Raw genomic sequence first — 15,048 nt, forward strand, 5'->3', positions numbered from 1 at the left:
GCGATCAGGCCGCGTCGAGCGCGGCGATGATCAGGTCGCCCATCTGCGAGGTCGAGACCGGCGTGCCGCCCTCGGGCCCCATCAGGTCGGCGGTGCGCACGCCGTCGGCCAGAACCTTCGCCACCGCGCCTTCCAGCTTGTCGGCCTCGGCGATCATCCCGAAGGAATAGCGCAGCGCCATCGCGAAGGACAGGATGCAGGCGATCGGGTTGGCCTTGCCCTGCCCGGCGATGTCGGGGGCCGAGCCGTGCACCGGTTCGTAAAGCGCCTTGGGACGGCCGTTGGCCATCGGCGCCCCGAGCGAGGCCGAGGGCAGCATGCCCAGCGAACCGGTCAGCATCGCGGCCAGGTCCGACAAGAGGTCGCCGAACAGGTTGTCGGTGACGATGACGTCGAACTGCTTGGGCCAGCGGGTCAGCTGCATGGCGCCGGCATCGGCGTACATGTGGCTCAGCTCGACCTCGGGGTATTCCTCGTCATGCACCTTCTGGACGACCTCGCGCCACAGGATGCCCGACTCCATGACATTGGCCTTTTCCATCGAGCAGACCTTGTTGCCGCGCTTCTTGGCCAGCTCGAAGGCCGAGCGCGCCACGCGGGCGATCTCGCTCTCGGTGTAGCGCTGGGTGTTGATCCCCACCCGCTCGTTGCCCTCGGTGAAGATGCCGCGCGGCTCGCCGAAGTAGACGCCCGAGGTCAGCTCGCGCACGATCATGATGTCGAGGCCGGCGACCACGTCCTTCTTCAGCGACGAGAAGTCGGCAAGCGCGTCGAAGCACTGGGCGGGGCGCAGGTTGGCGTAAAGGTCCATCTCCTTGCGCAGGCGCAGCAGCCCGCGCTCGGGCTTCACCGAGAAGTCGAGCACGTCGTATTTCGGCCCGCCCACGGCGCCCAGCAGCACCGCGTCGACCTCCTGCGCCTTGGCCATCGTCGCATCCGCGAGCGGCGTGCCATGCGCGTCGTAGGCGCAGCCGCCGACCAGGTCCTCGGACACGTCGAAGGTGATGCCCCGGGTGCCGAACCAGCCGATCACCTTCTTGACCTCGGCCATGACCTCGGGGCCGATGCCGTCGCCGGCGAGAATGAGAAGCGAGGGATTGGCCAAGATGTCCTCCATGCGTCCGGGGCGGGCAAGACCCGGCTCCCCTTGGGTAAATGCGCCCATGCGGTAGCCGCGAAGCCGGCGGGGGTCAAGCGCAAGCCCGCCCGGGGCCGTCGCGCTTAGGCGTTCCTTAAAACCCTGCGGACTATCACGCGTCGTCGGACCTTGCAGGAGTGCTGGGCGCCATGGGCGCGGATATGAGCGATCTCGATCTCGAGGCGGTGCGCAAGCTGACCGTCAAGGCCAGCATGCTGTTGCGGGTGGGGATGGAGGGGCAGTCGATCCTCTCGGCCAACCGCGCCGCCGGACTGCTGGTGGGCGGCGGCAACCAGTCGCCCATCGGCCAGCGGTTCCCGGAACTGTTCCGCGAATCCGCCTATGTCCAGCGCTGCCTGAAACAGGCGGCGGAAAGCCCGGACCCGGTGCAGTTCCACGTCCACCTCGCGGACGAGGACGCGATCGTCACCTTCTTTGGCATCGCCACCGGCGCCCCCGGCGACGATCCGGCGGTGCTGATCGACGGCCGCATCGTGCCCTTCGATTCCGAGACGAAATCCAAGCTCGACGCGGTGCAGCGCACGCAGGCGGTGATCGAATTCTCGCGCGACGGCACGATCCTCGCGGCGAATGCCAATTTCCTCGAGCTGACGGGCTATGACCGCCAGACGCTCGTCGGGCAGAACCACCGCCTGCTGTGCCGGCGCGAATTCTCGGAATCGGCGGAATACGAACGGATGTGGGACCGGCTGTCGCGCGGCGAGGTCGTCGATGGCGAGTTCGAGCGGCTGAGCCGCAACGGCGAGCCGATCTGGATCCGCGCGAACTACAACCCGGTGCTGGGCCCCGACGGCAGCGTCGCGCGGGTGATCAAGTTCGCGATGGACATCACCCGGGCCAAGCTCGACCAGGCCGAGGCCGACAGCAAGATCGCCGCGGTCGGGGAATCGATGGCGATGATCGAGTTCGACCTCGAGGGGCGGGTGATCACCGCCAATCCGACCTTCCTGGGGCTGATGGGCTATGGCGCGGAAGAGATCGTCGGCCTGCACCATTCCACCTTCTGCGAGGAAAGCTATGTGAGGTCCGAGGACTACGCGGGCTTCTGGCGCGGCCTGCGCGAGGGGCTGGCCCATTCGGGCGAATACCGCCGCCGAACCAAGGCCGGCAAATGGGTCTGGATCCGCGCCAGCTACAACCCGGTGAAGGGCCCGGACGGACGGGTGATGAAGGTGGTGAAGGCCGCGCTCGACGTCACGTTCGAACGCAATGCCGCCGCCGAGATCGAGGGCCGGATGGACGCGGTGAAGCGCGCGCTGCTGGTCGCCGAATACACGCCCGACGGGCTGCTGCTCGACATGAACGACAAGTATCTCGAGCTGACGGGCTACGACCTCGAGGATGTGCGCAACAAGCCCGGCGCGATCCTGTGGAACCGCGAAGGCGAGGAGACGCGCGAGTACATCCGCTTCTTCGACCTTCTGTCCAAGGGCCAGCCGCAGGCCGGCAGCTGGCGCCGCTTCGGCCTGCGCGGGCGCGAATTCCACGTCGGCTCGACCTTCACGCCGATCCTCGACCTCGACGGCAAGATCACCCGCGTCATCGAGCTGAGCCGCGACACCTCGGCCGAGCGGACCCGCATCGCCGAACACGAAAGCACGATCCTCGCGATCAGCCGGGCCCAGGCGGTGATCGAATTCGACCTCGACGGCCGGATTCTCTCGGCCAACGAGAACTTCCTGACCCTCACCGGCTACCGCCCCGAACAGCTGGTCGGCGAACATCACCGCATCTTCTGCACGCCGGAACACGCGGCCTCGGAAACCTACCGCGTGTTCTGGGAGCGGCTGCGGCGCGGCGAATTCGTCGCGGGCGAGTTCGAGCGGCTGGCGCGCGACGGCACCGAGGTGGTCCTTCAAGCCAGCTACAACCCGATCCTCGACAGCGACGGGCGCCCGGTGAAGGTGGTGAAATTCGCCACCGACGTCACCGCCCAGCGCCACCGCAACGCCGAATACGAAAGCAAGTTCAAGGCGATCGACCGCGCGCAGGCGGTGATCGAATTCGACCTCGACGGCAACATCCTCTCGGCGAACGAGAACTTCCTGCGCGTCACCGGCTATTCCGCGCGCGAACTGAAGGGCCAGCACCATTCGATGCTGTGCTCGCCCGACCACGTGAAGTCGCTGGAATACCGCGATTTCTGGCTTGGCCTGCGCAAGGGCCAGGAACAGGACGGCCGGTTTCACCGCGTCGCCAAGTTCGATCGCGACTTCTGGATCCAGGCCACCTACGCCCCGCTCCTGGGCTCGAAGGGCGAGCCGATCGGCGTGATCAAATACGCCCACGACGTCACCCAGCAGGTGCAGCTGGAAAACCTGATCCGCGAGAAGGCCGAGGCGATGCGCGAGATGGTGGGCCAGCTGCAGGGCTCGATCGGGCAGATCGACCTTGCGACCAGCTCGACGGTCAAGGCGTCGCGCGACACCGAGAGCGCGGCCTCCGGCGGGTTCGAGGAACTGAACCGCGCGATCGAGGTGATCGAGCTGATCGCCAAGGGCTCGACCAGCGTGACCGAGATGGCGCGCGTGATCTCGGACATCGCCAACCAGACCAACCTGCTGGCCTTCAACGCCGCGATCGAGGCGGCGCGGGCGGGGGAATTCGGCGTCGGCTTCTCGGTCGTCGCCGACGAGGTCCGCAAGCTGGCCGAGCGCAGCTCGAACGCCGCGCTCGAGATCACGCGGCTGGTCAGCGAAAGCGCAAGCCAGGTCGAGCTGGGCAAGGGCCGGTCGCATTCGGCCCGCACCGCCTTCGAACGGATCGTCGAATGCGTGGCCGAGACCGGCGGCGCCGTCGACGAGATCTCGGGCTCGGTCGAGAAGCAAAAGGACGTCTCGCGCCAGGTCGTCGACCTGATCTCGACCCTTGCCCGGGTCACGCAACAGGCCTGAGGCCCGACCGTCATGACAGCAGCCCGCCCGACCCTGCCCGCCATCCTGCCCGCCGGCGATCCCGCCATCCTGTCAGGTACCGCCCCGGGCGATACCGCCCATGCCCTGGGCGCTCCCGCCGGCGTGGCTGCCCCCTCGCAGACCGCGGCGCCCGGCGATCCCGGCCCGGATCCGGCGCCAAATCCGGCGCCAAATCCGGCCGGCACCCAGCCCGCCCCCGCCGAAGCCGGGCCCGGCGCGGCGCCCCGCCGCTCGCCGCTGGCCCTGATCGACCTCGGCACGCTGACCATCGGCATCGACGTCGCCGACCTGCGCGAGGTGATGGTCGCGCCCCGCACGCTCGAGCCGTTCCGCTCGTCGGCAGAGGGGGTGGTCGGCTGCGTGGCGCTGCGCGGCCAGGTGATCCCCGTGGTCGACATCGCGCCGATGCTGGGGCTGCCGCCGCTCTACCCGGCGACGGCGACGGGGGCCGATGGCGGCGTCGTGGTCATCGTCGGCGCCAGCGACGAGGTCTACGGCATCCTGGCCCGCGTCGCCCGGCAGATCGTCGCGCCGCGCGACATCGCCCGGCAGTCGATCACCGGCGGCGGCAGCGCCGCCTGCGACCGCCTGCTGCCCGAAGTCGTGCTGATCGACGGCCGCGTCGTCGCGATCCTCGACACGACGGTGCTGCCGGCCGCCGGCCTGCCGCTGTCGCATGCGCAGCGCGCCGAGCGGCGCAGCCGCGACGCCGCCGGCCAGTACCTGGTGTTCGAGGTGCAGGGCCTGAGCTTCTGCCTCTCGCTCGACCGGATCCAGGCGACGATCCCCGAAACCCGCGTCGACCCCGAGGTGCTGCGCTCGGGCGCCTGCGACGGCAGCATCGCCGCCCATGGCATCGACCGGGCGCTGATCGCGCTGCCGCCGCTCCTCGGGATGGCCCCCGCCAGCACCCGCCCCGACCGCGCCGCGGCCGTGGTGCTGCCCTTCCCCGACGGCAGCTCGATCGCCCTGCGCGCCGACCGGGTCCGCGACATCCGCGCGCTCGCCGCCGCCCAGATCGGGCCGATGCCCGCGATGCTCTGCGCCCGGCCCGACATCGTCACCGGCGCCTTCGTCGACGACCGCGGCCACGAGTTCTACCTGCTCGACGGCCCCGCCCTCACCGCCGACCCGATGCTGGCCGAGCTTGCCCGGCTCGAGCGGCGCGACGGCGTCACGGTCGATACCGGCGCGCCGCCGCCAGCCCGCGCCGCCGCCGCCGCGGTCCCGCCCCTGGGCGCCGCGGCGGGCGGCCCGCGCGCGGCGGCGCTGCTGATGCGCTCGGGCATCGCCTGCGCGCTGGCGGTCTCGGATGTCGAAGAGATCATCTCGCTGCCGCCACAGCTGCAGCGCGACCTCGGGCCGTCGGCCTATCTCGGCACCATCGCCTCGCGCGGGCGCCAGCTGCTGCCGGTCTTCTCGCTCGCCGCCCTCTACGGGCACGAGGCCGACGGCCGCAAGCCGCATGCCGCCATCGTCCTCGTCGACCACCGCGGCGGCACCGTCGGCCTGATGGTCGAGGAGATCTGCGCGATCGAGACCATGGCCGTCATCGCCGAAACCGACGGCGGCACCGCGACGCTGCAACGCCTCGCCCCCGGCGACGCCGGCTTCTGGCAGCGGCTCTCGCCCGAAACCCTGCCGCTGCACGCCGGCTGACGGGGGCTGACGGGGGCTGACGGGGGCTGGCCAAGGGGCCACCCGGGGGCCGAACGGGCGCTGAACCGGCGCGGCCGCAACGAAAAAGGCCCGGCACATGGCCGGGCCCGGAACGACGCGCGCGCTGGCCGGCTCAGGCGGCTTCGCGCAGGATCTTGCACAGCGGGTCGTAAAGCTCGCCGTTCGCGGCGATCACGGACCCGGTCTCCAGCACGTTGCGCCCCTCGCGGATCGGGCCGGTGAAGCCGCCCGCCTCTTTCACCAGGATCAGGCCGGCGGCGATGTCCCAGGCGTTCAGGTTGCGCTCCCAGAAGCCGTCGAACCGGCCCGCGGCCACCCAGGCCAGGTCCAGCGCCGCGGCGCCCCAGCGGCGCACGCCCGCGCAGACCGGCATCAGCCGCGCCAGGTCCTGCAGCGTCGCCGGCAGCGTCGACTGCCCGCCGAAGGGCACGCCGGTGGCAAAGACCGACTCGATCATCGTGCGCCGCCCCGAGACCCGGATCCGGCTCTCGTTCATCCAGGCGCCCGAGCCCTTCTCGGCCCAGAACATCTCGTCCTTGGCCGGATCGAAAACCACGCCGGCGACGATCTCGCCCTTGTGCTCGAGCGCGATCGACACCGCCCAGTGCGGCATGCCGTGCAGGAAGTTGGTGGTGCCGTCCAGCGGGTCCACGATCCAGCGCCGCGTCGGGTCCTCGCCCTCGGCACCGCCGGTCTCCTCGCCGAGCCAGCCATAGGACGGGCGCGCGCTGCGCAGCTCTTCCTTGATGATCCGCTCGGCTTCGCGGTCGGCCTTCGACACGAAGTCGCCCGGCCCCTTCGAGGACACCTGGAGGTTCTCGACCTCGCGGAAGTCCTTCACCAAGCTGCGGCCCGCCTTGCGCGCGGCCTTGATCATCACGTTGAGATTGGCGCTGCCCTGCATGGCGGTCTCCTTCGGGGAACAGGCTGCGCGGTTACACGATGCCCGCGCAAAAGAAAAGAGCGCCGCCACCCGCGGCCTGCCGCCATCGCATCGACTTTGCCCAAATATCCCGGGGGGCCGCGCGACAGCGCGGCGGGGGCAGCGCCCCCTCCCTGGCCCGCCCGAGCGGTCCAGACCCTGCTCTTCAGGCGCCGGCGGTTCAGGCCCCGCGCGCCGCCGCCCGCGGCAGGAACATCGCCAGCACGCCGGTGACCGGCAGGAAGGCGCAGATGTTGTAGACGGTGCCGATCCCCCGCGCATCGGCGAAGACCCCGAGCATCGCCGCCGCGATCCCGCCCATGCCGAAGCTCAGTCCGAAGAAGATCCCCGCCACCATGCCCACGCGCCCCGGCAGCAGCTCCTGCGCGCAGACCACGATCGCCGGGAAGGCCGAGGCAAGGATCAGCCCGATCGGGATCGTCAGCACCCCCGACCAGAACAGGTTGGCATGCGGCAGCGCCAGCGTGAACGGCAGCACCCCCAGGATCGAGACCCAGATCACCGTCACCCGCCCGATCCGGTCGCCGATCGGCCCGCCGATCACCGTGCCCGCGGCGACCGCGCCCAGGAACAGGAACAGCATCACCTGGCTCGTCTGCGTCGAGACGCCGAAGGTCTCGATCAGGTAGAAGGTGTAATAGCTCGAGATCGAGGCGAGGTAGATGTTCTTGGAAAACATCAGCAGCGCCAGCACCACCAGCGCCGCCACCACCCGGCCGCGCGACAGCGGCAGCGTGCGGTCGGCGGCCGTCTTGCGGCTGGCCACCATCGCCGCACCGTACCACCGCCCGACCCAGCTCAGCGTCGCCATCCCCACCAGCGCGATCACGCTGAAGGCCGCGACCGAGGGGCGGCCGAAGGGCACGACGATGAAGGCCGCCAGCAGCGGCCCGATCGCCTGGCCGAAGTTGCCGCCGACCTGGAACACCGACTGCGCAAGGCCGAAGCGCCCGCCCGAGGCCAGGCGCGCGACCCGGCTCGCCTCGGGGTGGAAGATCGCCGAGCCGATGCCGATCAGGCAGGCGCCCGCCAGCAGCATGCCGTAGCTTGGCGCGAAGGCCAGAAGGATCAGCCCCAGGAAGGTCGACCCCATGCCCGCCGGCAGCGACATCGGCAGCGGGCGACGGTCGGTGAACATCCCCACCGCCGGCTGCAGCAGCGAGGCCGTGCACTGGAACGCCATCGTCATCAGCCCGATCTGCCAGTAGTCCAGCGAGAAATCGGCCTTCAGCAGCGGATAGATCGCCGCCAGCAGCGACTGCATGATGTCGTTCATCATGTGGCTGAGGCTGATCGCGACCAGGATCGGCACCACAGTCGTGCCCGCGACACGGGCCGAGATCGGAGAAGCGGTCATGGGGGGGCCTCCGGCAGTATCGCCCCCTTCCTACGCCCGCCCCCCGGCGCCGTCATCCGCGGAATTGTACCCCTGCCGCCGGCCCGCCGCGCCGCCGCGCCCCTGACGATCGGTGAAGGCGCCGCGCGCAGGGGGGGGTGCGCAGGGGGGTGCACGGGGGGTGCACAGCCGGTGCACAAGGTGCTCCCCCCAAACGGCCCCTCGGTCACGCCCCCTCAGCCGCGCTGCAGCTTCACCGGCTCGCTGCGCCCCAGCCTGAGCACATGCGCCATCCAAGGCTTCTCGGCATCCTCGGTGCGGATCGCGGCATAGACCCGCTTGGTCAGCCCCGCCTCGGTCACCGGCCGGGTGACATAGTCGGGCTGGTAGCGCACCTCGCGCAGCACCCAGTCGGGCAGCACCGCCACCCCGCGGTTCGAGGCGACGAGCATCAGGATCACCGCCGTCAGCTCGACCGGCCGCACCGCCGCCGGCTCGATCCGCGCGGGCGTCAGCAGCTCGCTGAAGATGTCGAGCCGCGCCCGCTCGACCGGGTAGGTGATCAGCACCTGGTCGCGGAAATCCTCGGCGGTGACGAAGGGCTTCGCGGCGAGCGGATTGGCGGCCGAGGCGATGAAGGTCGGCGCATAGTCGAAAAGCGGCTGGAAGGTGATCCCCGGCAGGTCCTCGGGATCGGAGGAGATCACCAGGTCGACCTCCTCGCGCGCCAGCGCCTGCAGCGCGCCGAAGGCAAGGCCCGCGCGGATGTCGACATCGACCTCGGGCCAGGCGCGGCGGAACTGCTCGAGCACCGGGAACAGCCAGTCGAAGCAGGCATGGCATTCGATCGCGATGTGCAGCCGCCCCGACCGGCCCTGCCGCAGCGCGCGGAACTCCTCTTCCAGCGCGGTGATCTCGGGCAGGATCCGCTCGGCCGCGCGCAGCATCCGAAGCCCCGCCGCCGACAGCCGCAGCGGCTTCGAGCGGCGCGCGAACAGCTCGACCCCGGCCTGGTCCTCGATCGTCTTGACCTGGTGGCTCAGCGCCGACTGGGTGATGTTGAGCATCTCGGCCGCGCGCGCGAGCCCGCCGCAATCGTGGATCGCCTTGATGCTTTTCAGGTGGCGCAGGTCGACATGCATGTGGCGAACCCTATATCCGGCTCATGTTCATCTTGAAGATTATGAATTTGTCTCACTTCCCGACCCATGCGACAAGGGCCGCAGTGAAGAGGACAGCATCATGACCGCCACCGCCCCGAACGCCCCGTCGACCACCCCGCGCGTCTCGTTCGAATTCTTCCCGCCGCAGACGCTCGACGCGTCGTTCCGGCTGTGGGAGACGGTGCAGGTGCTGGCGCCGCTCAAGCCCTCGTTCGTCTCGGTGACCTATGGCGCGGGCGGCACGACCCGCAAGCTCACGCACGAGGCCGTCACCACCATCGGCAAGAACTACGGGCTGAACGTCGCGGCGCACCTGACCTGCGTCGACGCCACCAAGGCCGAGACGATGGAGATCGTGAACGCCTATGCCGCGGCCGGCGTGACCGAGATCGTGGCCCTGCGCGGCGACCCGCCCAAGGGCTCGAACGGCTTTGTCGCCCATCCCGAGGGCTTCGCCTCGGCCGTCGAGCTGATCGAGGCGATCGCCGCGACGGGCAAGTTCACCGTCCGCGTCGGCGCCTATCCCGAGAAGCACCCCGAATCGGCGGATGCCGCGGCCGACATCGCCTGGCTCAAGCGCAAGATCGATGCCGGCGCCTCGTCGGCGATGACCCAGTTCTTCTTCGAGCCGCAGACCTTCCTGCGCTTCCGCGACGCCTGCGTGAAGGCCGGCATCGACGCGCCGATCATCCCGGGCATCCTGCCGATCGACAACTGGGACGGCACCAAGCGCTTTGCCGCGCGCTGCGGCACCTCGGTCCCGGCCTGGCTCGACGAGGCCTTCACCGCCGCCAAGCGCGACGGGCGCGAGGCGCTCTATGCCACCGCGCTCTGCACCGAGCTGTGCGACACGCTGCGCGCCGAGGGGGTCGAGGACTTCCACTTCTACACCCTCAACCGCCCGGCCCTGACCCGCGACGTCTGCCACGCGCTGGGCGTGCTGCCCGAAGCGACGCTGGAAGCCGTGGCGTGAGCCAGCGCGCCGCCGCGAGCCGCGACGAGATCAACCCGCGCCGGCTGATGGCCGAGGTTTCGGGGATCGAGTTCCTCGAGGGGCTGAAGGACGGCCGCTTTCCCGGCGCGCCGATGCAGGCCACCGTCAACATCCGGCTCGACGAGATCGCGGCGGGCCGGGTGACGTTCCGCGGCGCGCCGCAATTCGCCCATGCCAACCCGTTCGGGGCCACGCATGGCGGATGGTACGGCGTCGCGCTCGACAGCGCCTTGGGCTGCGCGGTCATGAGCACGCTCCGGCGCGGCACCTGGTACACGACGCTGGACCTGCAGTTCAACATCCTGCGCGCCCTGCCCGAGGGGGTCGAGGTCGTCGTCGAGGGGCTGATCCAGCATTCCGGCCGCTCGACCGCCGTCGCCCGCGGCGAGATCCGCGGCGCCGCCGATGGCAAGCTTTACGCCACCGGCACCACCACCTGCATCATCTTCGAGGTGTGACGCCCCGGCCCGGCCTAGGCCCGCGCCGGCTGCCCTGCCTGCGCCGCCTGAGCCGCCGCGATCTGCGCCCAGATCTTCGACGGGCGGAACGGCATCTCGACCTCCTCGATCCCCAGGGCCGCCAGCGCATCCAGCACCGCGTTCGACACCGCCGCGATCGAGGCCACGGTCCCGGCCTCGCCGCAGCCCTTCATCCCCAGCAGGTTCGCGGTCGAGGGGACCGGCTCGGTCGTGAACTTCACGAACGGCATGTCGGCGGCGCGGGGCATCGCGTAGTCCATGAAGGTCGCCGACAGCAGCTGCCCGGTCTCGTCCCAGACCGCGCCCTCCATCAGCGCCTGCCCCATGCCCTGGGCGATGCCGCCATGCACCTGCCCCTCGACCAGCATCGGGTGGATCAGGTTGCCGAAATCGTCGGTCACCGAATAGCGGTCCAGCCGGATCAGCCCGGTCTCGGGGTCGATCTCGACCTCGCACAGGTGGGCGCCGTTGGGATAGCTGCGCCCCGGCAGCGTCGCCTCGCTGCGGTGCTTCAGCAGGTCCTCGCGCCCGGCGCGGCGCGCGCGGTCCGCGGCCTCGGCCAGCGTCAGGACAAGGTTCGAGCCCGGCGCGCGGAAGCCGAGATCGGACCACTCGACGGTCTCGACCCCCAGCTCGCCCGCGACGAAGGGCCGGAAGGCCGCGACCATCACGTCGACGGTGGCGAGGGTCGCGTTGGTCTGGGTGGTGACGCTGCGCGAGCCGCCGGTGCCGCCGCCCGAGGGGATGCGGTCGCTGTCGCCCTGCACGACGCGGATCTGCTCGACCGGGATGCCGGTGCGCTCGGACAGGAAGGCGGCATAGACCGTCTCGTGCCCCTGCCCGTTCGACTGCGTGCCGACATAGAGGTTCACGGTGCCGTCGTCGCAGAACTCGACCTCGGCGGCCTCGGTCGGCGAGCCGAGGATCGATTCGATGTAGAAGCAGGTGCCAAGGCCCCGCAGCAGCCCCCCGGCCTCGGATGCGGCGCGGCGGGCGGCGAAGCCGGGCTCGTCGGCCTCGGCCCGGGCGCGGGCGGCGACGCGGGGGAAGTCGCCGACGTCGTAAAGCTCGCCGGTGGCGGTGCGGTAGGGGAAGGCGGTGACATAGCTGCGCCCCCGCAGGTCCCAGGGATCGACGCCCAGCACCCGCGCCGCGCGGTCGATCGCGCGTTCAAGCGTCGTGATCGCCTCGGGGCGGCCCGCGCCGCGATAGGCATCCGTCGGCGTGGTGTTGGTGTAGATGCCGCGCACCGCCAGATGCGCCGCCGGGATGTCATAGGCGCCGGTCAACACTTTGGCGAACAGCTCCGACTGGATGTAGGCACCGAAGGGGGCATTGTAGGCCCCCATCGCGCAGTCGAGATCGACGCGGTAGCCGATGATCCTGAGATCGGCGTCGAAGGCGAGCGCCGCCTCGGTCACCAGGTCGCGGCCGCCGTTGTCGCTCAGCATCGCCTCGGTCCGCTCCGAGATCCAGCGCACCGGCCGGCCCGTCAGCTTCGCCGCCAGCGCGAGCGGCGCGAACTCGGGATAGCCGGTCGATTTCATGCCGAAGCCGCCGCCGACATCGGGGGTGGTGACGCGGACCCGTTCGGGCGCGATGCCGAAGGCCGCGGCCAGTTCCGCCTTCTGGTCCCAGACGCCCTGGCCGTTGACCTGGAAATGCAGCCGGTCGTCGATCCATTCGGCGCAGGCCGCGCGCGGCTCGACCGAGTTCACGATGACCCGGTTGTGCACGACGCGCTGGCGCACGACATGGGCCGCGCGCGCGAAGGCCGCGTCGGTCGCCGCGGCATCGCCGGTCTGCCAGCTGAAGGCGATGTTGCCGGGCGCCTCGGGGTGGATCTCGGGCCCGCCCGGCGCCAGCGCGACATGCACCGGCAGCTCGGCAAGGTCGAAGCCGATCGCCTCGACCGCATCGCGGGCCTCGGCCGCGGTCCGGGCCACGACCAGCGCCATCGGCTCGCCGACATGGCGCACCCGGTCGCGGGCCAGCAGCGGGCGCGGCGGCCGGGCGGCGCCGTCGAACGTGTCATAGGGCTGTTCTCCGGCCAGGCCATGCGCCGCCAGATCGGCGGCGCCCAGCACCAGCTCGACCCCCGGCATCCCGCGCGCGTCGTCGAGATGCAGGCCGCGGATCTCGGCATGGGCGGCCGGCGCGCGCAGGAACATCGCGTGCAGGGCCCCGGCCGGCGCGATGTCGTCGAGATAGCGCCCCTCGCCGGTCAGGAACCGACGATCCTCGAGACGCTTCAGGCTCTGGCTGCGACCGAACTTGTGCTGCACGCTTCTCTCCCGGCAAGGCCCCGCGATGCCGGGGGTCTGCAAACACTACGGCGCCCGCGCGGGAAGGGAAGCCGGGATCAGCGCAGACCCAGCGTCGTCGCCTGCACCACGGCGCCATAGCCGTTGAACCGGGTGGCCGTGGCGGTCGAATAGGCACCCATGCCGTGAAACACGACGAAATCGCCCTCGGCCAGGTCTTCGGGCAGCGCCGGCGTGCCGGGCAGCCGGTCGACCGAGTCGCAGGTCGGGCCGAAGACCCGCCGCGCGACCGGAGCGCCGGTGCGGCGGCTGCCATCGGGGGCCACGACCTCGATCCGGTCGACCGGGCCGGTGATCGGCAGTTCGGACAGCGCGCCGTAGGTGCCGTCGTTGAGGAAGACGTCGCCACCCTCGCGCAGCGCCCGCACCCGGGTCGCGAGCGTGAAGGCATCCGCCACAAGGCCGCGCCCCGGCTCGCAGACCAGCTGCGGCGCATCGGCGCCGAAGGCGTCTCCGACCGTCGCCGCGATGCGGGCGAAGATCTGCTCGAGCGGCGGCGGCGCATCGGCGACCCGGTGCGAGGGGAAGCCGCCGCCGACATTCAGCCGCGCGATCCCCACCCCGGCCAGCGCCGCGATCTGCGCACCGGCACGGATGTAGGTCTCCCACGCGGCCGGATCGGTGCACTGGGTGCCGGGGTGGAAGGTCAGCGAAGCGGTGAAGCCCGCCGCGGCGACCGCGCGCAGCAGCTCGGCCGCGAGCGCGGGCTCGGCCCCGAACTTGGCGCCGAAGTCATAGGCCGCGCCGGCCACCGGCAGCTTGTAGCGCACCGCGATCTCGACCGGGGCTTGCGCGGTCGCGGCCGGCACCATCCCGACCAGCTTGGCCAGCTCGGACCGGCTGTCGACCGACCAGCTGCGCACCCCGGCGGCAAGCGCTGCCGCGATCTCGGACCGGGCGCGGACCGGGTTGTTGTAGTGCAGCGCCGCGGTCGGCGCGAGGCGGCGGCACAGTGCGATCTCGGCCGGCGAGGCGACGTCGAAGCCGCGGATCCCGGCCGCGACCAGGTTCTGGATCACCATCTCGTCCGGATTGGCCTTCAGCGCGTAGGTGACCAGCCCGGGGAAGCCCGCGATGAAGCGGCGCGCCGTGGCCTGCAGCACGGTCGGCGCGAAGAACAGCACCGGCTGCTCCGGCGCCTGGCTGCGCAGAAGCTCGGTCGGCGACGACCAGATCGTCTTCGAAAGCCCCATCGGCGTGTCCTTCCTGCCAACAGAGCGCAGCCCCCCCGCCGACGCGGGACGCTTGCGCGTTTCCAGAGCGGGGCCCGCAACCGGGCCCTGACCAAAGCCCGAGACCTTGGCCCGAGACCTGGGCCCGAAACGAAGGCCCGGATCCAGGCAAGCTGCGCCAGGGCCACCCTTTTCCCGGACACGGGCTGCGGGCGATATGGGGCAGAACCGGCGCCGGGAAAAGGGCCAAACGCGCCCGTCGCGCGGCGATCCGCCACGCGACGGGCGCCGACCCAAGCCCGGCCCGCAACCGGGTCGCGGCCGGACCGCCCGGGCCAAGCCCCGATACCGGCAGCATTTTGTGAACAATTCCGCCGACCGCGATCCGGCCGGACGCCTCTGCGCCCCGCCCCGCCATCGCGGCCTGCCCCCACAGAACAAGGGCCCGGAGCGACGTTGCGAAACTTCGCCCATACCGCCCCACGTTAGATGACAACATTGAAACAGGGCGACGAAAGCCCAATATTAAGAAGTATGGGGAAACAGTAGATGTACCCGTGCCGAGGGAGGAGCTTCGGCCGTTAGGAGGAACCATGGCGACGACGTGTCCTTGGGACGCGGGCCCCATCGGGCGTCCGCGACCGTTCGATCGACAGACATTCGACCACCACTTGCCGCCCGAGGACCAGATCCGATGGCACGGCGGCTGGATCATGCCCGCGCTGGTGCTGGGGGCGGCGATGTGGCTGGTGATGCTGGCCCAGTTCGTCCTGCACTGAGGCCTCGACTGAGGGGCGCCCCGGCGCGTCGCCCCCCGGGTCCGGTGCGGATCCGGCGGGACATCGGTCAGATATGGGGCAGACACGGGGCAGAGGACTTGCCT

11 protein-coding genes are annotated in these 15,048 nt (G+C 70.8%); 5 read left to right on the top strand and 6 right to left on the bottom strand.

Translation table 11 applies throughout. The features are described from left to right. Positions 1–4 precede the first annotated feature (4 nt). Positions 5–1,105, bottom strand: a complete 1,101-nt coding sequence (leuB, locus tag V8J39_RS08840; RefSeq protein WP_336461184.1) for a 3-isopropylmalate dehydrogenase — start codon at positions 1,103–1,105, stop codon at positions 5–7. 182 nt (positions 1,106–1,287) lie between these two features. On the opposite strand from leuB, the gene V8J39_RS08845 reads away from it, so the two are divergent. Then, a complete protein-coding gene (locus V8J39_RS08845; protein WP_336460522.1) occupies positions 1,288–4,053 on the top strand; it encodes a PAS domain-containing methyl-accepting chemotaxis protein in 2,766 nt (921 codons plus the stop codon). A 12-nt stretch (positions 4,054–4,065) separates the two neighbouring features. Then, positions 4,066–5,733 (top strand): chemotaxis protein CheW, encoded by a 1,668-nt coding sequence (locus tag V8J39_RS08850; RefSeq protein ID WP_336460523.1) that lies wholly within the window; start codon positions 4,066–4,068, stop codon positions 5,731–5,733. A gap of 133 nt (positions 5,734–5,866) precedes the next feature. Here V8J39_RS08850 and V8J39_RS08855 read toward each other — a convergent pair whose 3' ends face one another. From V8J39_RS08855 to V8J39_RS08865, 3 genes are all read right to left on the bottom strand, one after another. Then, the gene (locus tag V8J39_RS08855; RefSeq protein WP_336460524.1) at positions 5,867–6,658 is read right to left on the bottom strand and encodes an inositol monophosphatase family protein; all 792 of its coding nucleotides are present in this window, start codon (positions 6,656–6,658) and stop codon (positions 5,867–5,869) included. A 199-nt stretch (positions 6,659–6,857) separates the two neighbouring features. Continuing rightward, a complete protein-coding gene (locus tag V8J39_RS08860) occupies positions 6,858–8,054 on the bottom strand; it encodes an MFS transporter (RefSeq protein ID WP_336460525.1) in 1,197 nt (398 codons plus the stop codon). 215 nt (positions 8,055–8,269) lie between these two features. Next, a complete protein-coding gene (locus V8J39_RS08865) occupies positions 8,270–9,175 on the bottom strand; it encodes a LysR family transcriptional regulator (RefSeq protein ID WP_336460526.1) in 906 nt (301 codons plus the stop codon). Positions 9,176–9,275: 100 nt separating this feature from the next. On the opposite strand from V8J39_RS08865, the gene metF reads away from it, so the two are divergent. Together metF and V8J39_RS08875 are read left to right on the top strand one after the other, a co-directional pair. Continuing rightward, positions 9,276–10,169: a methylenetetrahydrofolate reductase [NAD(P)H] gene (gene metF, locus V8J39_RS08870; RefSeq protein ID WP_336460527.1), complete on the top strand. Its 894-nt coding sequence runs from the start codon at positions 9,276–9,278 to the stop codon at positions 10,167–10,169. Further along, entirely contained in the window at positions 10,166–10,648 is a 483-nt protein-coding gene (locus V8J39_RS08875) for a PaaI family thioesterase (RefSeq protein ID WP_336460528.1), read from the top strand. The genes metF and V8J39_RS08875 overlap by 4 nt, the downstream gene beginning before the upstream one ends. Before the next feature lie 14 nt (positions 10,649–10,662). Here the strand turns inward: V8J39_RS08875 and V8J39_RS08880 are convergent, their stop codons facing one another. Together V8J39_RS08880 and V8J39_RS08885 are read right to left on the bottom strand one after the other, a co-directional pair. Then, entirely contained in the window at positions 10,663–12,954 is a 2,292-nt protein-coding gene (locus tag V8J39_RS08880; protein ID WP_336460529.1) for a xanthine dehydrogenase family protein molybdopterin-binding subunit, read from the bottom strand. 77 nt (positions 12,955–13,031) lie between these two features. Then, positions 13,032–14,186: a type III PLP-dependent enzyme gene (locus V8J39_RS08885; RefSeq protein WP_336460530.1), complete on the bottom strand. Its 1,155-nt coding sequence runs from the start codon at positions 14,184–14,186 to the stop codon at positions 13,032–13,034. A gap of 572 nt (positions 14,187–14,758) precedes the next feature. Between V8J39_RS08885 and V8J39_RS08890 the strand changes: the two genes are divergently transcribed. After that, positions 14,759–14,944 carry a hypothetical protein gene (locus V8J39_RS08890; RefSeq protein WP_336460531.1) on the top strand — a complete coding sequence of 62 codons (186 nt, stop codon included), beginning with the start codon at positions 14,759–14,761 and terminating at the stop codon, positions 14,942–14,944. The last annotated feature ends 104 nt before the right edge of the window (positions 14,945–15,048 follow it).

The organism is Frigidibacter sp. MR17.24, from assembly GCF_037095655.1.
Lineage (GTDB): Bacteria > Pseudomonadota > Alphaproteobacteria > Rhodobacterales > Rhodobacteraceae > Frigidibacter.